Origin of the sequence: Erysipelatoclostridium sp. AM42-17, assembly GCF_003480255.1 — a bacterium.
GTDB lineage: Bacteria > Bacillota_I > Bacilli_A > Erysipelotrichales > Coprobacillaceae > Faecalibacillus.
In genome coordinates this window covers 41,983-59,475 of sequence record NZ_QUIN01000008.1, presented here as the reverse complement: position 1 = coordinate 59,475, position 17,493 = coordinate 41,983, and the positions used below count along the sequence as shown (strand labels likewise).

Annotated in this window: 9 protein-coding genes; all 9 read right to left on the bottom strand. The window is 39.8% G+C overall.

The features are described 5' to 3' along the window. Positions 1 to 150: 150 nt before the first annotated feature. The gene (locus tag DW911_RS04660) at positions 151 to 2,118 is read right to left on the bottom strand and encodes an ATP-dependent DNA helicase (protein WP_110102393.1); all 1,968 of its coding nucleotides are present in this window, start codon (positions 2,116 to 2,118) and stop codon (positions 151 to 153) included. Positions 2,119 to 2,652: 534 nt separating this feature from the next. After that, on the bottom strand, positions 2,653 to 3,087 hold the full coding sequence (locus tag DW911_RS04655; RefSeq protein WP_007886453.1) for a helix-turn-helix transcriptional regulator: 435 nt from the start codon (positions 3,085 to 3,087) through the stop codon (positions 2,653 to 2,655). 327 nt (positions 3,088 to 3,414) lie between these two features. After that, positions 3,415 to 4,041: a hypothetical protein gene (locus DW911_RS04650; RefSeq protein ID WP_007884654.1), complete on the bottom strand. Its 627-nt coding sequence runs from the start codon at positions 4,039 to 4,041 to the stop codon at positions 3,415 to 3,417. 17 nt (positions 4,042 to 4,058) lie between these two features. Then, positions 4,059 to 4,919: a contact-dependent growth inhibition system immunity protein gene (locus DW911_RS10975; RefSeq protein WP_007884653.1), complete on the bottom strand. Its 861-nt coding sequence runs from the start codon at positions 4,917 to 4,919 to the stop codon at positions 4,059 to 4,061. Between the two features lie 66 nt (positions 4,920 to 4,985). Beyond that, positions 4,986 to 14,342 carry a DUF6531 domain-containing protein gene (locus tag DW911_RS04640; protein WP_199669453.1) on the bottom strand — a complete coding sequence of 3,119 codons (9,357 nt, stop codon included), beginning with the start codon at positions 14,340 to 14,342 and terminating at the stop codon, positions 4,986 to 4,988. 191 nt (positions 14,343 to 14,533) lie between these two features. Then, positions 14,534 to 15,658, bottom strand: a complete 1,125-nt coding sequence (locus tag DW911_RS04635) for a sensor histidine kinase (protein ID WP_233543007.1) — start codon at positions 15,656 to 15,658, stop codon at positions 14,534 to 14,536. Positions 15,659 to 15,804: 146 nt separating this feature from the next. Next, positions 15,805 to 16,089 carry a LytR/AlgR family response regulator transcription factor gene (locus DW911_RS11110; RefSeq protein ID WP_442896706.1) on the bottom strand — a complete coding sequence of 95 codons (285 nt, stop codon included), beginning with the start codon at positions 16,087 to 16,089 and terminating at the stop codon, positions 15,805 to 15,807. Positions 16,090 to 16,196: 107 nt separating this feature from the next. After that, positions 16,197 to 16,514 (bottom strand): response regulator, encoded by a 318-nt coding sequence (locus DW911_RS11105; RefSeq protein WP_233543005.1) that lies wholly within the window; start codon positions 16,512 to 16,514, stop codon positions 16,197 to 16,199. A 405-nt stretch (positions 16,515 to 16,919) separates the two neighbouring features. Further along, positions 16,920 to 17,480, bottom strand: a complete 561-nt coding sequence (locus tag DW911_RS04625) for a hypothetical protein (protein ID WP_006426967.1) — start codon at positions 17,478 to 17,480, stop codon at positions 16,920 to 16,922. Positions 17,481 to 17,493: the final 13 nt, after the last annotated feature.

Sequence of the window (17,493 nt, the reverse complement as noted above, 5' to 3'; positions counted from 1 at the left end):
GCCTCCTTTCCTCTAACGCTATACACAGTATACCCACTTCATGCCGAAATAGCTATTCATCAATACCAACAATCCCACCGAAAACGCCCTTGAAATACCACCAAACTTTTCGTGCAAAATCTGCTTTTTCTGTAGCAGAACCACGAACGGTTACAGGTAGTATTCCACGCCTTTCCGGTTTCGAATAAAGTGCTGGACATCCTTGATATCTTTTGCCATCTTGCAGCTCGGAAGCGCACACATTACTTCCTCATGATACCTGCCACCTTCTCCTGCACGCTCGTCTAAAATGGACACGACACAAGTATCTGTCTCGGTGCGGAGAGCACGTCCGAATCCCTGTCTTAGTTTTTTCTGCATGTCTGGAACAATCACTGCCTGAATATAATCTTTCAGGCTGGCATATTCCTTCTTCTGTGCTTCACTGATGGGATCAGGAACAGCAAAGGGCAGTTTTACTATAATCAGCGAAGATACCATATCTCCAGGGAAGTCTACTCCTTCCCAACAGGAGCCGGCTGCAAAAAGGACAGCATTGTCCATCTGTTTAAATCTTGTGATCTCTTCCGGTGAATGTCTCCACACCTCTATCATCGGGAACGGAATTTCATCCCTTAACATCTGGTAAACGTTTCCCATCAAATGATAAGATGTAAACAGCACTAGCGTATGCCCGTAAGTCGAACAGATCAGTGAATGGATATGGTCTGCTATCATCTCTGCCTCTTCCTGACTTTCTCTTCTGCATGTCTTCAAATTCTTTGGCAGATATAACAGACAGTTCTTCTGATATTCAAACGGGGAGTCTGCCACATATTCCCGGACTCTCCGCACTCTCTGTAATCCTGTCATTTTCCGAATGTGGGAAAATCCCTGTCCGGTTTTTAAAGTTCCGCTTGTCAGAATCGCTCCCATTCCTCTGCTCCATAACATCTGGTCCAGATACTGTGGAATCCGTCTGCTGGATGCACACAATATAATCCGGTGGTCATGGTCCTGCTTCAGATGCAGCACATACTTCTTATCCTGATGGAAAAAGCATTCCAGCACACTTTTGGTTTCTTCCAGCTTGTTTCTGATCCACTTTGGAATCTTCTTTTCTAATTTTTCTATGATCTTATTCATGGTCTGTATCCCCTCATATAAATACATTGCACACTCTTCTGTCATGTGGAATTCTTCTTTTATCCCATATCTGGTTCTGTGGTTTTCTCCTATGATGTCCAACACCATCCGGATCGTCCCGGACAGTTTTCTTATCTCCGGGCCTTGGTACTCATTCCCAAGATAAAAGCAGATTTCTCGGATATCGTCATAACAGAGGCTCTTCCCAAACATCTGCTTTGCCGCATCCGGCAGCTTATGTGCTTCATCGACAATCAATGCTCGGTAGTCTTTTAATAACGGGCGGTAATCCTGCAGCCTGTGATAACCATCAGCCAGCAGATAATTGTGATTACAGATCTGAATGAACATTTCATGATCTCTGGAACGCTCCAGATACTGCTGATACCTGCATGAGCCTCTTTTCGGGCAGTCTCCCGAACAGAACTTCGGTACACTCACCATCCTTCTGTCAAACCCACTTAAGTTGGACACTTCGTCCATATCATAATGTTCTTTCAACGACAGCAGAGCTTCTTTCTGCAACGCATTTTTGTTTTTTTCTTCGATTGCAACGATTCGGTGCTCCAACCTCTCATCGCAGACAAAATGCTCTTTCCCTTTTCGTATCACAGCTTTAATAGGGGCCTGAATCGTCCCGTTCTCCTGAAGAATCCGGGAGAGAAAAGGGATATATTCTGTAAGAATTGCTTTCTGGAGTGCAATGCTGGAAGTGGATATCACGACCGGACGCTGCTCATAAGGGGAACATCCTTCTGCAAGGAGGGAATATTTTCTCATCAGAACACAGGCCACCAGATAGGCATACGTCTTGCCGATACCGACACCCGCGTCACACAGTGCTATGTTTCTTCCCAGCAGGTTATCCAGCATTTTGTGGCATAACATAATCTGTTCTTCCCTTACTGCCATTCCATGTTCCGGGAACAGCACTCGGAAAATAGTATCAATTTCTCGATGCGCTCTATTGAGATATTCTCTTGTGTAATACATAATTTGTTACCTGATATGCGTGCTGATATCACATCAATACGGCTGTAAAGGATTTCTCCCTACAGCCGTATGTATCTGATATCAACGACACATTCTTCCTTGATTTCTTATACTTTTGATTTTTGGCGTTGTATTTGTCCTCGACTCCCCCATTGCCTTACGGGAACATTACAGGCGGATGCTTGGCATTGCACCGCTCACGGATTTTCTAAAAGTCTTGCTGATTACAACCCAAAGTCCATCCTCTGCTCACTGGCAGTTCCTATGTATCATTATCCCCTCGTAAGTGATCCTCGCAAAAGACCGCCACGGTCCTGTTTCAGTTAAAGATGATTCGCTCGAAACGAAAACGCCACAAAAGAACTCTGCCTCTCACTTTCTGGTCTAATTTCTTCCATGCCCTTTTCATCTGTCCTCGCGTCTTCCTGCCACGCTTCTACTTACGGGAACGTACCTGTAATGCTGGTATGAGGTTGTCAAAGTACACTGGCAAAATTTACCTGCCTATTAAATAGCCGACGAAAAACGCCATAATTATTCAATTTTTGATAAATTTTTTAATTTTTTTCTCAAACGGTTTCTTTTGGTATAAATCGTCTGTTCTGCCATTCCCATAATCTTAGCAACTTCTCTTCCAGAATATCCCCATGTACTGAGTAAGAGGATTTCCAGTGTCTGATGCTCCGTTTCTTTCAATAGTTCATAGATTCGCTTATCACCTATGTGATCCAGAAGCTCCTTTACATCCCTTGCAAACAGCTCGCTGTCCTTTTCTTTTATGGAATCCATATCCTGCATCGTTTCATCCAGATGTTCCCGGTATCTGCGCTCTTCCAGAAAGTCTTCCCTGTCCATCTGGCGCAGCTTTTGGATCTTCTCTTCTTCCATTCCCAGTTCACGCAATTTCTTTTCTTCCTGTTCTTTCCAATAATTCCACTTTCGTTCTTCACTTGTCTTGTTATAAGCCATTTATCTTTCCTCCGATCTGATTTTTGATATAGAAATCAAATCGGAGCATGGCGGTGACCGGATAGGTACGTTATAATGTTCGAAAAATGTCGAAGAAAAAAATGCTGCAACCTCTTCGATTACAGCACTTTTTTCCATCTTACGTGAATATTTCTTGTTGGTTCATAGGAGATTCCTTCTTTTTCTCATAATGAATAAAAGACTCTTGTCATTCATTATTTATTATAATTTTTCTACTATTACAATAGCTTTTTTAACAAGTTTTCTTGTCTTGGAGTTTAAAAGAAAGCTACCAGTTTTTTTCCTCTGATAGCTTTCCATTCATTCTTATTCTGTTGGGAACATCGCTGCTTCCAACTTATTCATCTCTGTATCCAAAAGACCATATTTTCCTGAGTTATCTTTTTCCACGGATACGTTTACAGTAACAGCTTTTCCATATCTGTTCTTTTCAAGACTCTTCTGGACACTTTCTGTTAATACAGCTGCAAAGACTTCCGGATCATTTCCATCCAATCCCTGCTTTATTTTTTCATTGCTTACCTCTGTAGAGCTTTGTTGCAATGTCTGAAATACATTGGATGGTTCAACTTGTACACTTACTGTATAGACTCCATCCTCTTCTTTCACATCTTGTACTTTGTATTTTGCCAGTTTCTTTACTTCTGTCAGTTTTTCCGCATAATCAGCAATTCCTTTATCCGTAATGTTATCGGAATCATCAAATTGCTGTTGGATACTCTCATTAAAATCCTCTTCGATTTCTTTCTTGGCATCTTTTTCCGAGATTTCTAACAGATTCGCATAGTCCTTATATTCTCCATGATAGTGTGCATCAAGAGAACTTTGGACGTAGGATTTGGCATCAAAGTCTGGTTGTCTGGAGCAAGCTGATAACAATATACATACTATAATTCCTATACTTATGCACAAAACACAATTCTTCTTTTGCATATTCTCTCCTTCACGCTTTATTTATCTTCAATTTTTATCGAAAATAACATTTTTAAATACTGTTCTATTGACTCCTTTTGAACTTTTCTTTCAATATTATATGGAATGCACATAAAAAACTCCACATAACCATTATCAATAAAACTCAGCAATACTTCTCCATTTTCTGTTAAAAAATGTACATATTTTTTATTACATTTACTTTCAAATTTAATATTCGACATTTGCTTGTATATTTTTTTGTAATGATTTTTTATGCTTACTTCATCTGTACAATCAGTTCCATCACCTATCAAAAAAGAAATATACAACTTATCATAATCTTCATTTCTATATGTCATATAAGAATCTGTATGACCATCACCAATATTTTTATAATGCTCATTTGGAATCGAATAACTAATTATTTTCCCCTCTAATGTTTCAAATCTTTCTGTTTCATCAATTCTAATTTCACATGGTTCAAACATTTTTTTTATAAACAAGCCCAATTCATAATCCGACATTTCTATAAAATTAATATAATCTTTTTCTTCCGTTTTTCGCGAATATCCCCCTCTATTATTCCGTTCCCATCTTCTAATTTCTAATTCATCTCCATTTTGTTTCAAATCAATTCTTTGATAATTCTTGGAAAATGTTGGAAAACTTTTATATTTTGTTTGTTTCCAAAAATTGTTTAATTGAGATTCGTCTACTTTTGGGGAACTTTCTGCAATTTTTATTCCTTTTCTAATTGCACAGCCTATCTTATCTATTGTTTCTTCAGCCATAATTTCAATTGTAGGTTCGATAGAAATATAACATCCCATAAACCTTTCAATGGCATTAGGCACAATTAAGAAACCATATTTTTGATTATAATATACAGAAATCATATCCGTTTTCTCCTCTCTATTACTTAAGGGGAATAAAATATTCCCCTTAAGCTATTTACTTTGCTATTATTTTCCTACTGTAATAATGAGTTTAACACCTTTATCAATACCATGTTTTGTAGCATTATTAACTGCATTTATCTGAGCTTCGCTTAATGTTACATTTGGAACAACTACTTGTAATTGTCTACCCACTATTTCTTCCGCATTAACAAATTTACCATTAAATGTTTCTCCTATAAATCCTGAAACTTTATTAATGTCCTTGACAATTACCTTTTCCAATTTATTACCATTTTGATAAGTCTTTGCACCTAAGTCTCGGCTTTTAACACTAGTCACAACACCATTTTCTACTTTATCTATGGTCGGGAAATTGTGTCCCAAGTTATTTCCCATAGCTTTGTCAATAATATCTCCTCGCTCTAATGGTGGTTTTTCCCAAGTGCCTTCTGGCAATTTTGTTTCGGTTACTTCTGCAACTAATTTTTTAAACGATTTATCAATCCCATCATTATGGGTACTTCCTGCACTCCTTACTACATTCAAAAGTTTCCCAGCCCCATAACTAAGGCCACCCATAACGCCACCTGTCACTGCTCCTGCAATACCACCGACTAACGTATCTTTTGCTACTTGTTTCAGACTATTTCCAGACAAACCTGAATTCACTGCACTATATGAAGCTCCACCAATAGCTCCAATAACTGCTCCTGAAACCATCGCCGTTCCTAAGCCACCCATTGCTGGCAATGCTGCCAGAACTGCTCCTGCAGCCAAACCGCCTGTTGCAGCAACTACAAGACCAGAAACTGTAACCGCAGTTATACCAATGGCTACTTTTTTCACCGCATTCCAGTCTACTTTTCCAAGCTTATCTGTAATACGATTTGTTGTCGTACACATATGTCGTACCACTTCTGAGCGGATTTCTGCCGTTCTTTCTGAAACATAGGATTTGAAAGATGTATAAGTTTTTCCAATTTTCTGTACCCCATTGCTTACAGAACGAATAAACTGACTTCCTCTGGATGTGATCTTTTGATATGTACTGCTACTGGTTACACGATTTTTCACAGATTGATATGTCTGTTTTGCATGTTTAGCTGCATTTTTGGCAGTTTTTGCTACCCCCTTCACTGTGTTAACAATAGTTTTTGCTGCTTTCTTAGCTGTATTTACTACTGTTTTGACTACCTTTTTCGCAGTATTAACGATTTTCTTGCCGACACTCTTGACTGCTTTCGCTGCTTTTTTAGCTGTACTCTTAATCCTGCTCCACAATGAATGTCCTGTCGGATCACTGTAATTCAGCGGATTATTGGTCGTATAATCGTAGCGGTTTCTGGTCAATGGATTTTCTGTCGTTCCAAGGTCACTATCTTCAGTTGTAAAGGTTCCGTTCTCTGCGTTATAGTATCTTGCCCGCAGATACTGAAGTCCTGTTTTTACATTTGTGGACTCCCCATTGTAACCGTAGTAATTGACACCGTCTGCTGTTCCTGATGTAAGGTTACCGTATGAATCATACTGATAACTGTTCGTCAGATTAGCTGTTTCGGTCAGGATTCCGGTCACGCTGTTTCTTCCGTCATATAAATAATAACTGCTTTCTTCCGATTTATCAACGCTTACCCGTTCTCCGATTCCACTTTCTCCATAAGTATAAGCCTGACGTACTTTCTCGTCTGCTCCATACTCTGCAAGGACTTCTGTATTCTCGCGATTGATATCGTTGATATACTCTGTCAGTGTGTATCCTTTGGCATTGGAACCGCCTTTTACCAGAGAGGCAAGCTGCTCTTTCGGGCTGTTTCCATCTTCGGTACGCTGGTTCGCCGGGATCAGGACTTCATCGCCATAGCAGTCTTCCCATTTATAGGTGTTATCAAGTTCGAATACCCGGTTGTTATCTCCATCGTACATGGCTGCCATCAGGACTGTTCCACCCTGTTTTACTACTGCCAAACGATTCTCTGCTGTGTATTCATAAGTAACCGGATCTGCACTGTTTGTCTTATCACATTCCTGGATCAGATTGCCATCTTTATCATAGCTGTAGGTTGTTCCCGGATCGCCCCAGATCTTTGCATTGGTGCGTTTGATGAGCTGGTTGGAATCGTTGTACTTATAGTTATATTTTGCTTTGCTGACACCATCCTCGATCTTCTCGTAAGAGGTCCGGTTTCCAATCTTGTCATAAGTATAATTATGGACTGTCTTTTTACCGCCCTCTGCTTTTTCTGTACAGCGTGTCAGTTCCCAGTTGTCATCGTATTCATAGGTACGTGTCGTCTGGATCTCTTTTTCCTGATGCTCACAGTCTGCTTTGTCTGTCTCTTTCTGTGTATCGCCCCAGTTGTACCAGTCTTCCCAGCTTGGCGTCTTTCTTGTTCCAGCTTCCAGTTCCGTAGCTGTTTCTCCAACTACATATCCCTGATCATTGTACTTGTACTCATAAGTACTGATTACTTTGCCGCAGGAACCACAGGTATTCACAATCTTTGTGATATGATCTTCTGCATCGTAAGATACTTCCGTCTTTGTTCCATTACTTCTAGTAACTTCTGTCACACGGTTCAGTGCATCATGCTTGTAAGTGGTTACTTTTCTATTACGGTCTGTCAGTTTTACCAGATTATCATTTAAGTCGTATTCATAGCTGATCTTTGTCCCATCCGGGTATACGATTGCCTGCAGATTATCTGCGTCATCATAAACGTAGCTGACATCCTTTTTCGAACCGCTTGTCACTTTGGTGATTCTTCCAAGTGCATCGTATTCGTAGCTGCTCTTGCCTGTCTGATCCTTCATGGATACCCGTTCCCCGGCACTGTTATATGCGTAGGTCACGTCCTTTTCGGATGTCTCGCCTTTTGCGTCCTGATAAGATTTCTCCAACAGGTCATTCAGTTTGTCGTAATCATACGTGGTTTTCTTGCCGCTTGCCTGTGTATGTCCGGTCAGTCTGCCTTTTTCATCATAGTCGAATTTCTCCGTTCTTCCTGCCGGATCTTTGATGGATGTCAGGTTGCCTTCTAAGTCATAAGTATAATTCGTTGTCTTATTTGCTGCATTGGTGAAGGTCACCAGGTTATCCATGTTGTCGTAACCATAAGTTGTTACACCGCCAAGGGCATCAGTTACTTTGGTCAGGTTGTCATTCTTGTCATATTCCAGATGGCTCTTTAATCCGGTCTTATCTGTAACAACCTGAATATTCCCATGTGCATCGTAATCAAATCCCGTTGTGAATCCACGCTTGTCTGTAATAGAAGTTACCCTGCTGTCCTTATCATAGGTATAGGATTCCTTCTGCCCCAGTGCATCGGTCTCTTCTGTTACACGGTTGTCTTTATCGTAGACTGTCTTTGCAACATAGCCCATCGGATCTGTTACAGATGTAACATTATAATTCTTATCATATCCATAGCTGGTCTTTCTTCCACCCGGTTTGGTGATCTCAGTAATATTTCCTGCCGGGTCGTAAGTGTAAGCAGTTATCTTACCAAGCGGATCAGCTGCAGAAGTCATCTGACCTGCCAGGTCATAACTGTAGGTATTGCTCCGTCCAAGCGGATCTGTCTCCTTCACCAGATTGCCATACTTATCATAAGAAAAGCTGGTTGTTCCATCCAGTGCATTGGTAGAAGACTTCATGTTATGGAGCTTATCGTAAGTATAAGTAGTGGTACTCTTTAAGCTGTCGCTTTCTTTTACCACGTTGTCCACTTTATCATAAGAGAAATTTTTAGTATAACCCAGTGGACTGGTCATACTCTTCAGACGTCCGGCTTTATCATAACTATAGGTATACTCTCCACCATTCGCCTGTGTCATCTTTGTGACATTGTCATTCAGGTCAACACTGTACTGTGTCTCATTTCCCTTTGCATCCGTTACAGAAATGACATTGCCATGCTTGTCGTAATCATATTTGGTAACTGCTCCCTTTGGAGAAATCTGTTCCGTCATGTTACTCAGGCTGTCATATTTGTATTCGGTAATGAGTCCCATCGGATCTTTTGATTTGGTAAGATTTCCAATGGCATCATAACGGTATTCATTTGTTTCTTTTAACGGAGAAGTCTCACCGATCTTGCGGTCCAGTTCATCATACTGGTAGGTTGTCGTATTTCCATTTCCGTCTGTCTGGGATACGAGATTGTCATTTTTATCGTAAGCATACTTGGTAACCGTACCGTTTTCATCGACAGATTCCGTCACATTATCATTTCCGTCATACTTAAAGGTGCTGGATGCTCCCAGTGGATTTGTCTGAGAAATAACCCGGTCTTTCTTATCGTAAGCGTATTTATATGTGGCTTCCTCTTCTTCTGTCATGGATAACTGGTTGCCGACTTTATCGTAGGTAAAGGTTGTTTTATGACCTTCCGCATCCGTTACCGCTGTAATGCGGTCCATAACATCATATTCATAAGATGTGATACTTCCGTCTGCTTCAGTAAGTTTCAGGAGTCTGCCGTACTGATCGTACTTGTATGTTGCTGTCCTGCCAAGTTCATCGGTCTGTGTCAGTACATTTCCGGCACCATCATAAGTATAATCCATACTGTTTCCACCATTGTCGGAGGAATGGATCAGGTTGCCTGCTCCGTCATATTGATAGGTAATTACGAGTCCCTGTGCATCCGTACATTTTACAAGCTGTCCGATGGCATCGTACTCCATCAGCACCTTGTCCCCTGTCGGCAGTATTATGGATGTGTTATTTCCCTCTTTATCATACACATAACTATACGCATTGCCGAGGGCATCTGTCATCTTTGTGCTGTTGCCCTGTGAATCGTATTCGTAAGTGGTCTTTCCTTTCAGGGCATCCACCGTCTGTTCCAGATTGTCGGTGGAATCATATTTCATTGCTGTAATGTTGCCCTTTGCATCGCTTACCGATGTCATGTTTCCATTACCATCGTAAGTCATGGTACTGGTATTTCCATTTTCATCGGTAGAGGATACCAGATTTCCATTTAAGTCATACTTCATGGATACGGTATATCCAAGGGCATCTTTGGATGTAGTCAGATTTCCTGCCTTGTCGTAAGCATAAGTATCTGTTCTTCCCTCTTCATCGGTAGAAGATACCAGATTTCCTGCTTTATCATAAGTATATGTGGTAGTTCCACCTTCTGGGTTGGTTTCACTTAAGCGGTTTCCTGTATTATCGTAGGTATAAGTCCAGGTTCTTCCACTGTCATCTGATTTTGATACCAGATTGTCTGCCGCATCATAAGTATAAGTGGTAACTGCACCTAATTCATCTGTCTCTTTAGCGAGTCTTCCGCAGTTATCATATTCCTTGGAATGGCTGCTTCCATCTCCATAAGTAATCTTGGTTTCATTTCCTAATGCGTCATATTCATATTTGGTTATATTACCAACTGCATCTTTGGACTGAAGCACCTGTCCAAGAGAATCAAACTTGGATACGGTTGCATTTCCATTTCCATCGGTATATTTTTTCAGATTTCCTGCTTTGTCATATTCATAGAGCTTTGTTCCAAAATCTTTATTACTCTCTTCTATGACACGTCCCATGCTGTCATACTTATAAGTAATTGTATTTCCTTTTGCATCGGTTGCTTTGACCTGCTGATAATTCTTATCATAAACGTAGCTGATCTGATTTCCTTTCGGATCTGTACCACTGGTCATGTTGTACATCTTATCATAAGTATAAGTGGTGGTATTCCCCAGTGCGTCAGTACTTGCTGTAATATTTCCCACACCATCCAGCGTATAAGCGGTCACACCGCCATCGGCTGCTGTCTTGGAAGTCAGATTGCCATTCGCATCGTAACTGTTCGAGGTTACATTTCCAAGTGGATCTGTCATGGTAACTGCACGATTCATCGCGTCATACGTGAATCCCCATGCTGCTCCATTTCCATCCACATATCCGGTCATGTTCGGTCCGTCATACGAATACGTTGTTGTGACACCTCTGCCGTCTGTCTGGGATACCATACGATGTTTGTCATCGTAAGTATAGGTAATGGCTGTTCCATCCGGTTTTGTAGATGTGACCATATTTCCATTACCGTCATAACTGTAAGTAACCGTTGCTCCGTTATATCCAGTTGCACTGGTCAGCTTATTCTGCTCATTATAAGTATAAGAGGCTGTCTTTCCATCCTCTCTTGTCTCCGTTGCTACATTGCCAAATGTATCATAAGTGTAAGTTTTTGTTCCGGCTGCTGTCGTTTCGGAAGCAAGCTGATTCTCTGCATTATAAGTCTTTTCACAGGTTGTTCCATCCGGATATTCAATGGATGTTGTGCGGTACTGATCATCATAATGATAAACGGTCTTATTTCCTTCGTTATCCGTTGTTGTAGTAGAACTCTTTCCGTACTTGAAAGTTGCCGTTCCTTTTTCTGCATCAGTCTGCTCTACAACTCTTCCTTCTTTATCGTAAGTATTCTTTACAACCGTATTGCCATTCTCATCTTTCCAGCTTGTCATACGGCTGTCATCATCATATTTGTACTCTTTTGTTGTTCCATTCGGATCTGTTACAGATATCAGATTTCCCTGCTCATCATATTTGTAAGAAACTTTTCCACCATCTGGAAGAGACAGTTCCTTGATATGCCCGAATTTATCCTGTTTTACCCCGAATGTTTTTCCGGATGGTGTTGTAATCTTACTCAGATTATAATCATCGTCATAATCTAATACTGTCTTAAATCCATTCACATCCGTTACATAACGTAAAATTCCATATTTATCAAATGACCAGACGCTCTGATCCGCATCTGTCAGTTCCCATCCGATGTAGTCATGGTCTGTATCTTTATAGCTGACTGCTTTTAAATCATATACATAACCATCCGGAGCAGTGTAGCTTCCATCTTCATTCTTATCAAAGATCAGATAACTTCCGTCCCCTCTCATATACAGAAGACTTCCGTCCTCCATTTGAGAAAGTGACTGGTCATAGTTAAAGCTCCATCCACGTCCGAACATGGAATGCTGGTCTGTTCCTTTGGAATTGTAGCTTCTTGTAATGGAGAATTCTCCATTCAGTTCATTCATCGTCGCATCGGACTGATCCATGTAGAAGTTACCAGTATTTAAGTTGACTGGTTCAAATCCAAATTCACAGTGCAGGCCTCTTCCCATCAATGCTCCGTCAATCCGCATCTTATCCTGATCGGTAAGCGGTGCAGGACTATATGGAACATTTGTCTGTGGGTTACGGATAAAGATCGTGTTATTTGCGACTACCAGTGCGTCCATAACCTGATTGTCTTTCATAATGTTCTTAAGCGGAACACCATAATATTTTGCAATCTTCGGGAATGTATCAAACTGCTTCACTTCATAGATCACAAAGCTGTCACTGGTCACTTCTTTTCCTGTTTCCAGCTTTCCATCAATCTCTTTCGATGCTTTTGCTTTGATCTTATAAAGCTTGTCCTTCGTCAGCCCTGAATACAGTGCACTCTGCCAGTTGGAATCTTTGCTGTAATACTTATTCGCCTCCGGGAACTGCTTATTGTATTCAGTACTGTCTGGATAGGAATACAATGGTTTTGCATCTGTTTCGTGATGTTCTTCATTTTCCTCATCTGGAAGCAGATAATATTCTACTGTAGATTTGCTCTTTGCAATTCCGTCTGCAAATACGGCATCAAACTTCAGCTTTCCATTTGTATTCTTTTCTGTCATCGGGCGAAGCAGGATCGTTGTTTCATCCAGTGACATATCTCGCAGATATGGATCTTCAGCCGGTGACCACTGGATGCTGAGTTTCGGTCCATAAACGGATGCCCTGTTATTCAGTACCTCACACTGCATAGAAGCTCCAAGGTTATTTGCCTCGGCAATGGCTACCAGTGCAAATCCGTTATTCGCATGAGTTCCCTGCACCCAGTCATTGACCAGATCTTTGACGTCATAATTGATATAGCTGTTCCTGCTGGTACTTGCATTCTGTACATCCTGAAACGTAAGATTTACTGGTTTTGTTTTCCATGTGATGGAGGTGTTCCACGACTGATCTACACGATAAAGTCCAAACTGGGATGCACCACCACTGTATGCAGTTTTCTGACTGACTGCAAATGTTGCACTGTCAATTTTGGAATCTTTCGGAATCTGACTAAAATTTGAATTTACTTTGATATAAGTCCGGCAGTTCTGGTGTGCAGTACCAAATCCTGCAAGGTTCCCAGACTTAATACCATCATCAAATCCGACATACGGATAATTGTTGTCACCAATCTGACTGGTAGGACTTCCCTCTTCCACACCGATCATGTTAAAGGAACTCTTCTGAATCTCTACTGGTGTCGGATCGATCCTGACCGGATACTGACGTTCTTCTGCCGAAAGCCAATCCCTATCTGGTTTTACGGTCAGGATTGTTTTTCCATCTTCTTCCCGAAGTTCCAATGTGATCAGGAAACTGATTTCCCCGGCAGCATCTTCCATTGATGGCGTCTCCAGAAGATACTTCGCATCTTTGATTGTCTTCCCTTCCGGATAGATATAGACCTGATTGTCTTTTACTTCTGCCTGATACCCCGGAATCTGCAGCTCGTATTCATAGACTTCCCTGTCTGTTGGCTGCTGAAGTACGATATCTTCCTTAATGCTGGAATCCAGTACTGTATACTGAACATCTGCGCCCTCGTAAACTTCATTATAAAGGATCGCATTGTCTTTAATAACGGAATGTGTATAATCTCCATCTACCGGAATGATCCCGATTCTGGTCTTTCCATTTTCAATCGTTACACCATTCTCTTCTGACATCTGTTCCGGAAGAAGGATAGCATAATCGTTTGCCTTGTTCTGATAAACTTCTGTTTTCTCTTCCTTTTCTTCAGTTGCCACTACACTGCTGGCTTCCTGTGCTTCTTCGGATGCCGGAGTATCTGCTTCTTCTGGTTTTACAAGTGTATTATCAACCAGCTCGGTATCTCCATCCTCATTCTTATAAGTTCCGACATAACCTCCATAAACGGTTGTATACTGCTTGTCCCCTGTCTTATAAGTCTTGGAAATGGCATCATAATCAATCAGTTCACCTTCCGGTTCTTCTGGAATCGGATAGTAATCCTGTGGTTCTTTCAACTCCACTTCTTTTTCCTGCGGATTTTCTTCTGTTTCTTCCGCTGGAGTTGTCTGTTCTTCCTGCGTCTCTGTATCTTCTGATGGCGTCGTTTCATTTTGTACGTCCGCATCAGACTGCTGACTCTTATCTTGTTCTCCAGATGTGGAATCTGTAATCCCTGCTTCCTCTTCCGTCAAAGCCTCTGGTCTGGAGAAATCTGCATTCTTCTGTACATCCTCAATGGCCTCTTTTGCCTGTACAAAAATAGGCTCTGTTCCCTGTAGTGCCATCAGGAGTGCAAGTACTAAGGCTATAGCCGACTTTCGAAATCTCTTCATAGTCTCTTTCTCCCTCTTGTAATCTTTTTCTATAATTCCTTTACAAAATAACCGCTACCCTCCTTTTTTCTGACTTTGGCACTACTATAATCTAAAAAATCACAAAATTTTCATAAATGGTAAAAATGCCCCTTGAGGTGGCAAAAATAGACGAAATCGGTCGAAAAAAATAGTAAGACACCATCGCCTTACTATTTTTCATCTAATTTCATATATAATAATATTTTCACTTGAAAGGATTTCTCCGTATGGCAGATCTCCATCTGACCATGATATTTTTCTACTACGAGTTTCACATTTTGTAATCCTATTCCATGTCCTTCTTTCCTGCTTTTCGTTGTCAGATAAATTCCATTCCGCACTTTTGGTGTATCTTTTATGCTATTCTCAATCTGGATATTCATGATTCCTTTTCCATAATACATCTGAAACGATAATCTCCTTTCATCTGAAGCTGCTGTCCCACGAATAGCATTATCCATAAGATTTCCCACTATTATACTTATATCAAATAATTCTTCCCCTATATGATTCGGTATTTCTACAGAAATCTCCGGATTTTCAATTACTGATTTCGAATCTTCCAAAATATAATTCAGCAGATTATTCATATTACGGTTTTCTGTATATAAATGATGACATAAGGCTGTTCCGGCTATATTCTCCATTTGTTTCAGATACGATAGAATCTCTTCATTTCCTCCCGTTTTTGCCATTGCCCCTATTGTTGTAAGATGGTGCTTGTAATCATGATGTATCTTATTCAGCCTGTCCTGTGATTTCATCATCATCTCCAGTTCTTTTGCATACTGGCTCATCTGAATCTTCATCTCTTCCTGTTTTGCTGTTTCAATATAACTTTTCTGAACCTCATCGTGCAGATAAAAAATAAACACATTGATAAACAGTAAGAATAATACAATCGTAGACCGCACACCTCTTCTGTCTGGCAGCAATATCCTGATACAGACTATAATACTGATCACCGGGACAGAAAGCATAGCAAGCCAATGACGGTTCTTTATATAATAACTTCTCTTTACATCCACTTTTCTTTCAATAACAACTTCCAGTAAAAAGAATATAAAATTTCCCATTACGATAGTTCCCGGTCCCATGTGATGATGCACCGGATTTCTTGCAACCGCATACCGTTGAAAGAGCACGATTGGAATCCCATTACATAAAATTCCCATAATATATACCATAAGTGTATTCCAGACATGATGTTGCCAGTCTGCCTGATATGCCACTGTTATAATTAACAGAGCGATCAGCTCAAAGATCAGATCTCCGTACATCGTTCCCCACTGCATACTTCCCCAACAGGAAAGCAGATACGCGCAAAAATATGCAAATAGCTTTTGTGTATCCTCATCTTTGGGATACAGGATGGTATTGTAACGGAACACAGTATAAATCCAGAATAATTTACTTGTCAGATAAGTGATCAAATGGATATTCATAATCTTTTCTTCTCCGTTTGTAATAGTCTTTCCCTGACCTTCTTGCGATTTGCTTTACTGATACTGAGACGTGTCTTGTCTTTCATAACCACGTTGTCATATTCGTAATGCTCCACGTGTTCCATATTGATGAGATAGGACTTGTGAATCAGTAAGAAATATTCTTCTGTTACATCCGCTACATCCTTTAATTTTCCTCGATATTCAAATTCTTTTTCCGATGTCACGATATGTACTCTTTTTCCCAGACTATAAAAATACAGGATCTTGTCATAAGAAATTTTGTGGATTCCTTTTGTATCTGTATATTCAAATATTTTCTTCCGTTCTTTTAACAGTTCACGTAATTCACCTATTACCCGGAAAAGTTCTTCCTCTCGGATCGGCTTTACAAGAAAATCAAATGGATGCGGAATAATTTCATTGCATATTCCTGATATGTTGAAATATAGGTAATCTGCAGTTCTTTTCCATAATTTTTCTTTCGTATCTCCGTTCCGATATCAATTCCATTCTCATGTTCCAGACAAATATCAAGGAATAACATATCGTAGGATTCTTCTTCTAGTCTGTTAAGAAGCTGCACCGCAGAATAGTATATTTCTACAGATATATGGCAGTCATTCGCTTTTCCATAATGGAACAACTTCTGTTCTAACCAATTACACAGGATGATATCATCATCACAGATTGCAAGTTCCAGCATATTTTCTCACCCTCAGTCTTTCGTAACACGACAAATAGGGAAAAGAATCCCCTTCAATTCTTTTCCCGAATGGACATCACTAATTTTGTGTCATTTTTCCGATGCAACAGCACCACTTCCTTTGCTGTCTTATTTTGTCCTCTATATAATAAACACTTGAGTAAGAAAAAACTGTCGCCATTTTATAATTTATTTATACTTTTTATAATTTATTTGTATTTTATCCAAATATAACAGCAATAACTAATAATGTCACCCCCTGCATTATTCTTTTTATTTTTTGCGTCATTTGATAAAACATCAACGTTTTTGATGAAAAAAAGGGGACTGGCAAAACCAGATCCCCTCTTTAAAATACATGCTCTTCTCTAAAAGAATGATAAATCCACCATCCTCTGCTTATTTTTAAAAACTTTTTCCTTTTTTACAATACTTATAAATATTAAATGGTTTTTCTTTTTTTTCAAATAAAATCCCTGTTGTTTTAATAATTTTTATAAGTTCATCCGACTCCATATCTGTCGTTTTAAATATAAATATTTTCTTTTCATTTGTTATGAAAAAAAAGAAGTTTTTATATAAGAACATTCTATCAATATTTTTAAATTCATAAATTTGATCTTCATCTATTTTAATTGCGTTTTCATCGATATCCACCGTTTCATATCCTGATCTACCCCAGACAAATTCATGAACATTTTTTTCAAAATTTTTACCAATCATTTGATACCAAATAATCCAAGCCACACAAGCCACACAAGTTCCAATCCCTATTCCAAACATCAAATAACTTTCCGACAGATAACAATTAATCGACAGTAAAAATTCTACAGGTGTAAAAATATAGATAATCATTCTACTTTTCTGTCTTGTTTTAAATAATTGATTAGGAATTATAAACCCAAGCGAAAGCATTCTTTCTAATTCTTCCCTATCCTCATCTGACACAATTGATTTAATATGCATTCTTCTTAATCCC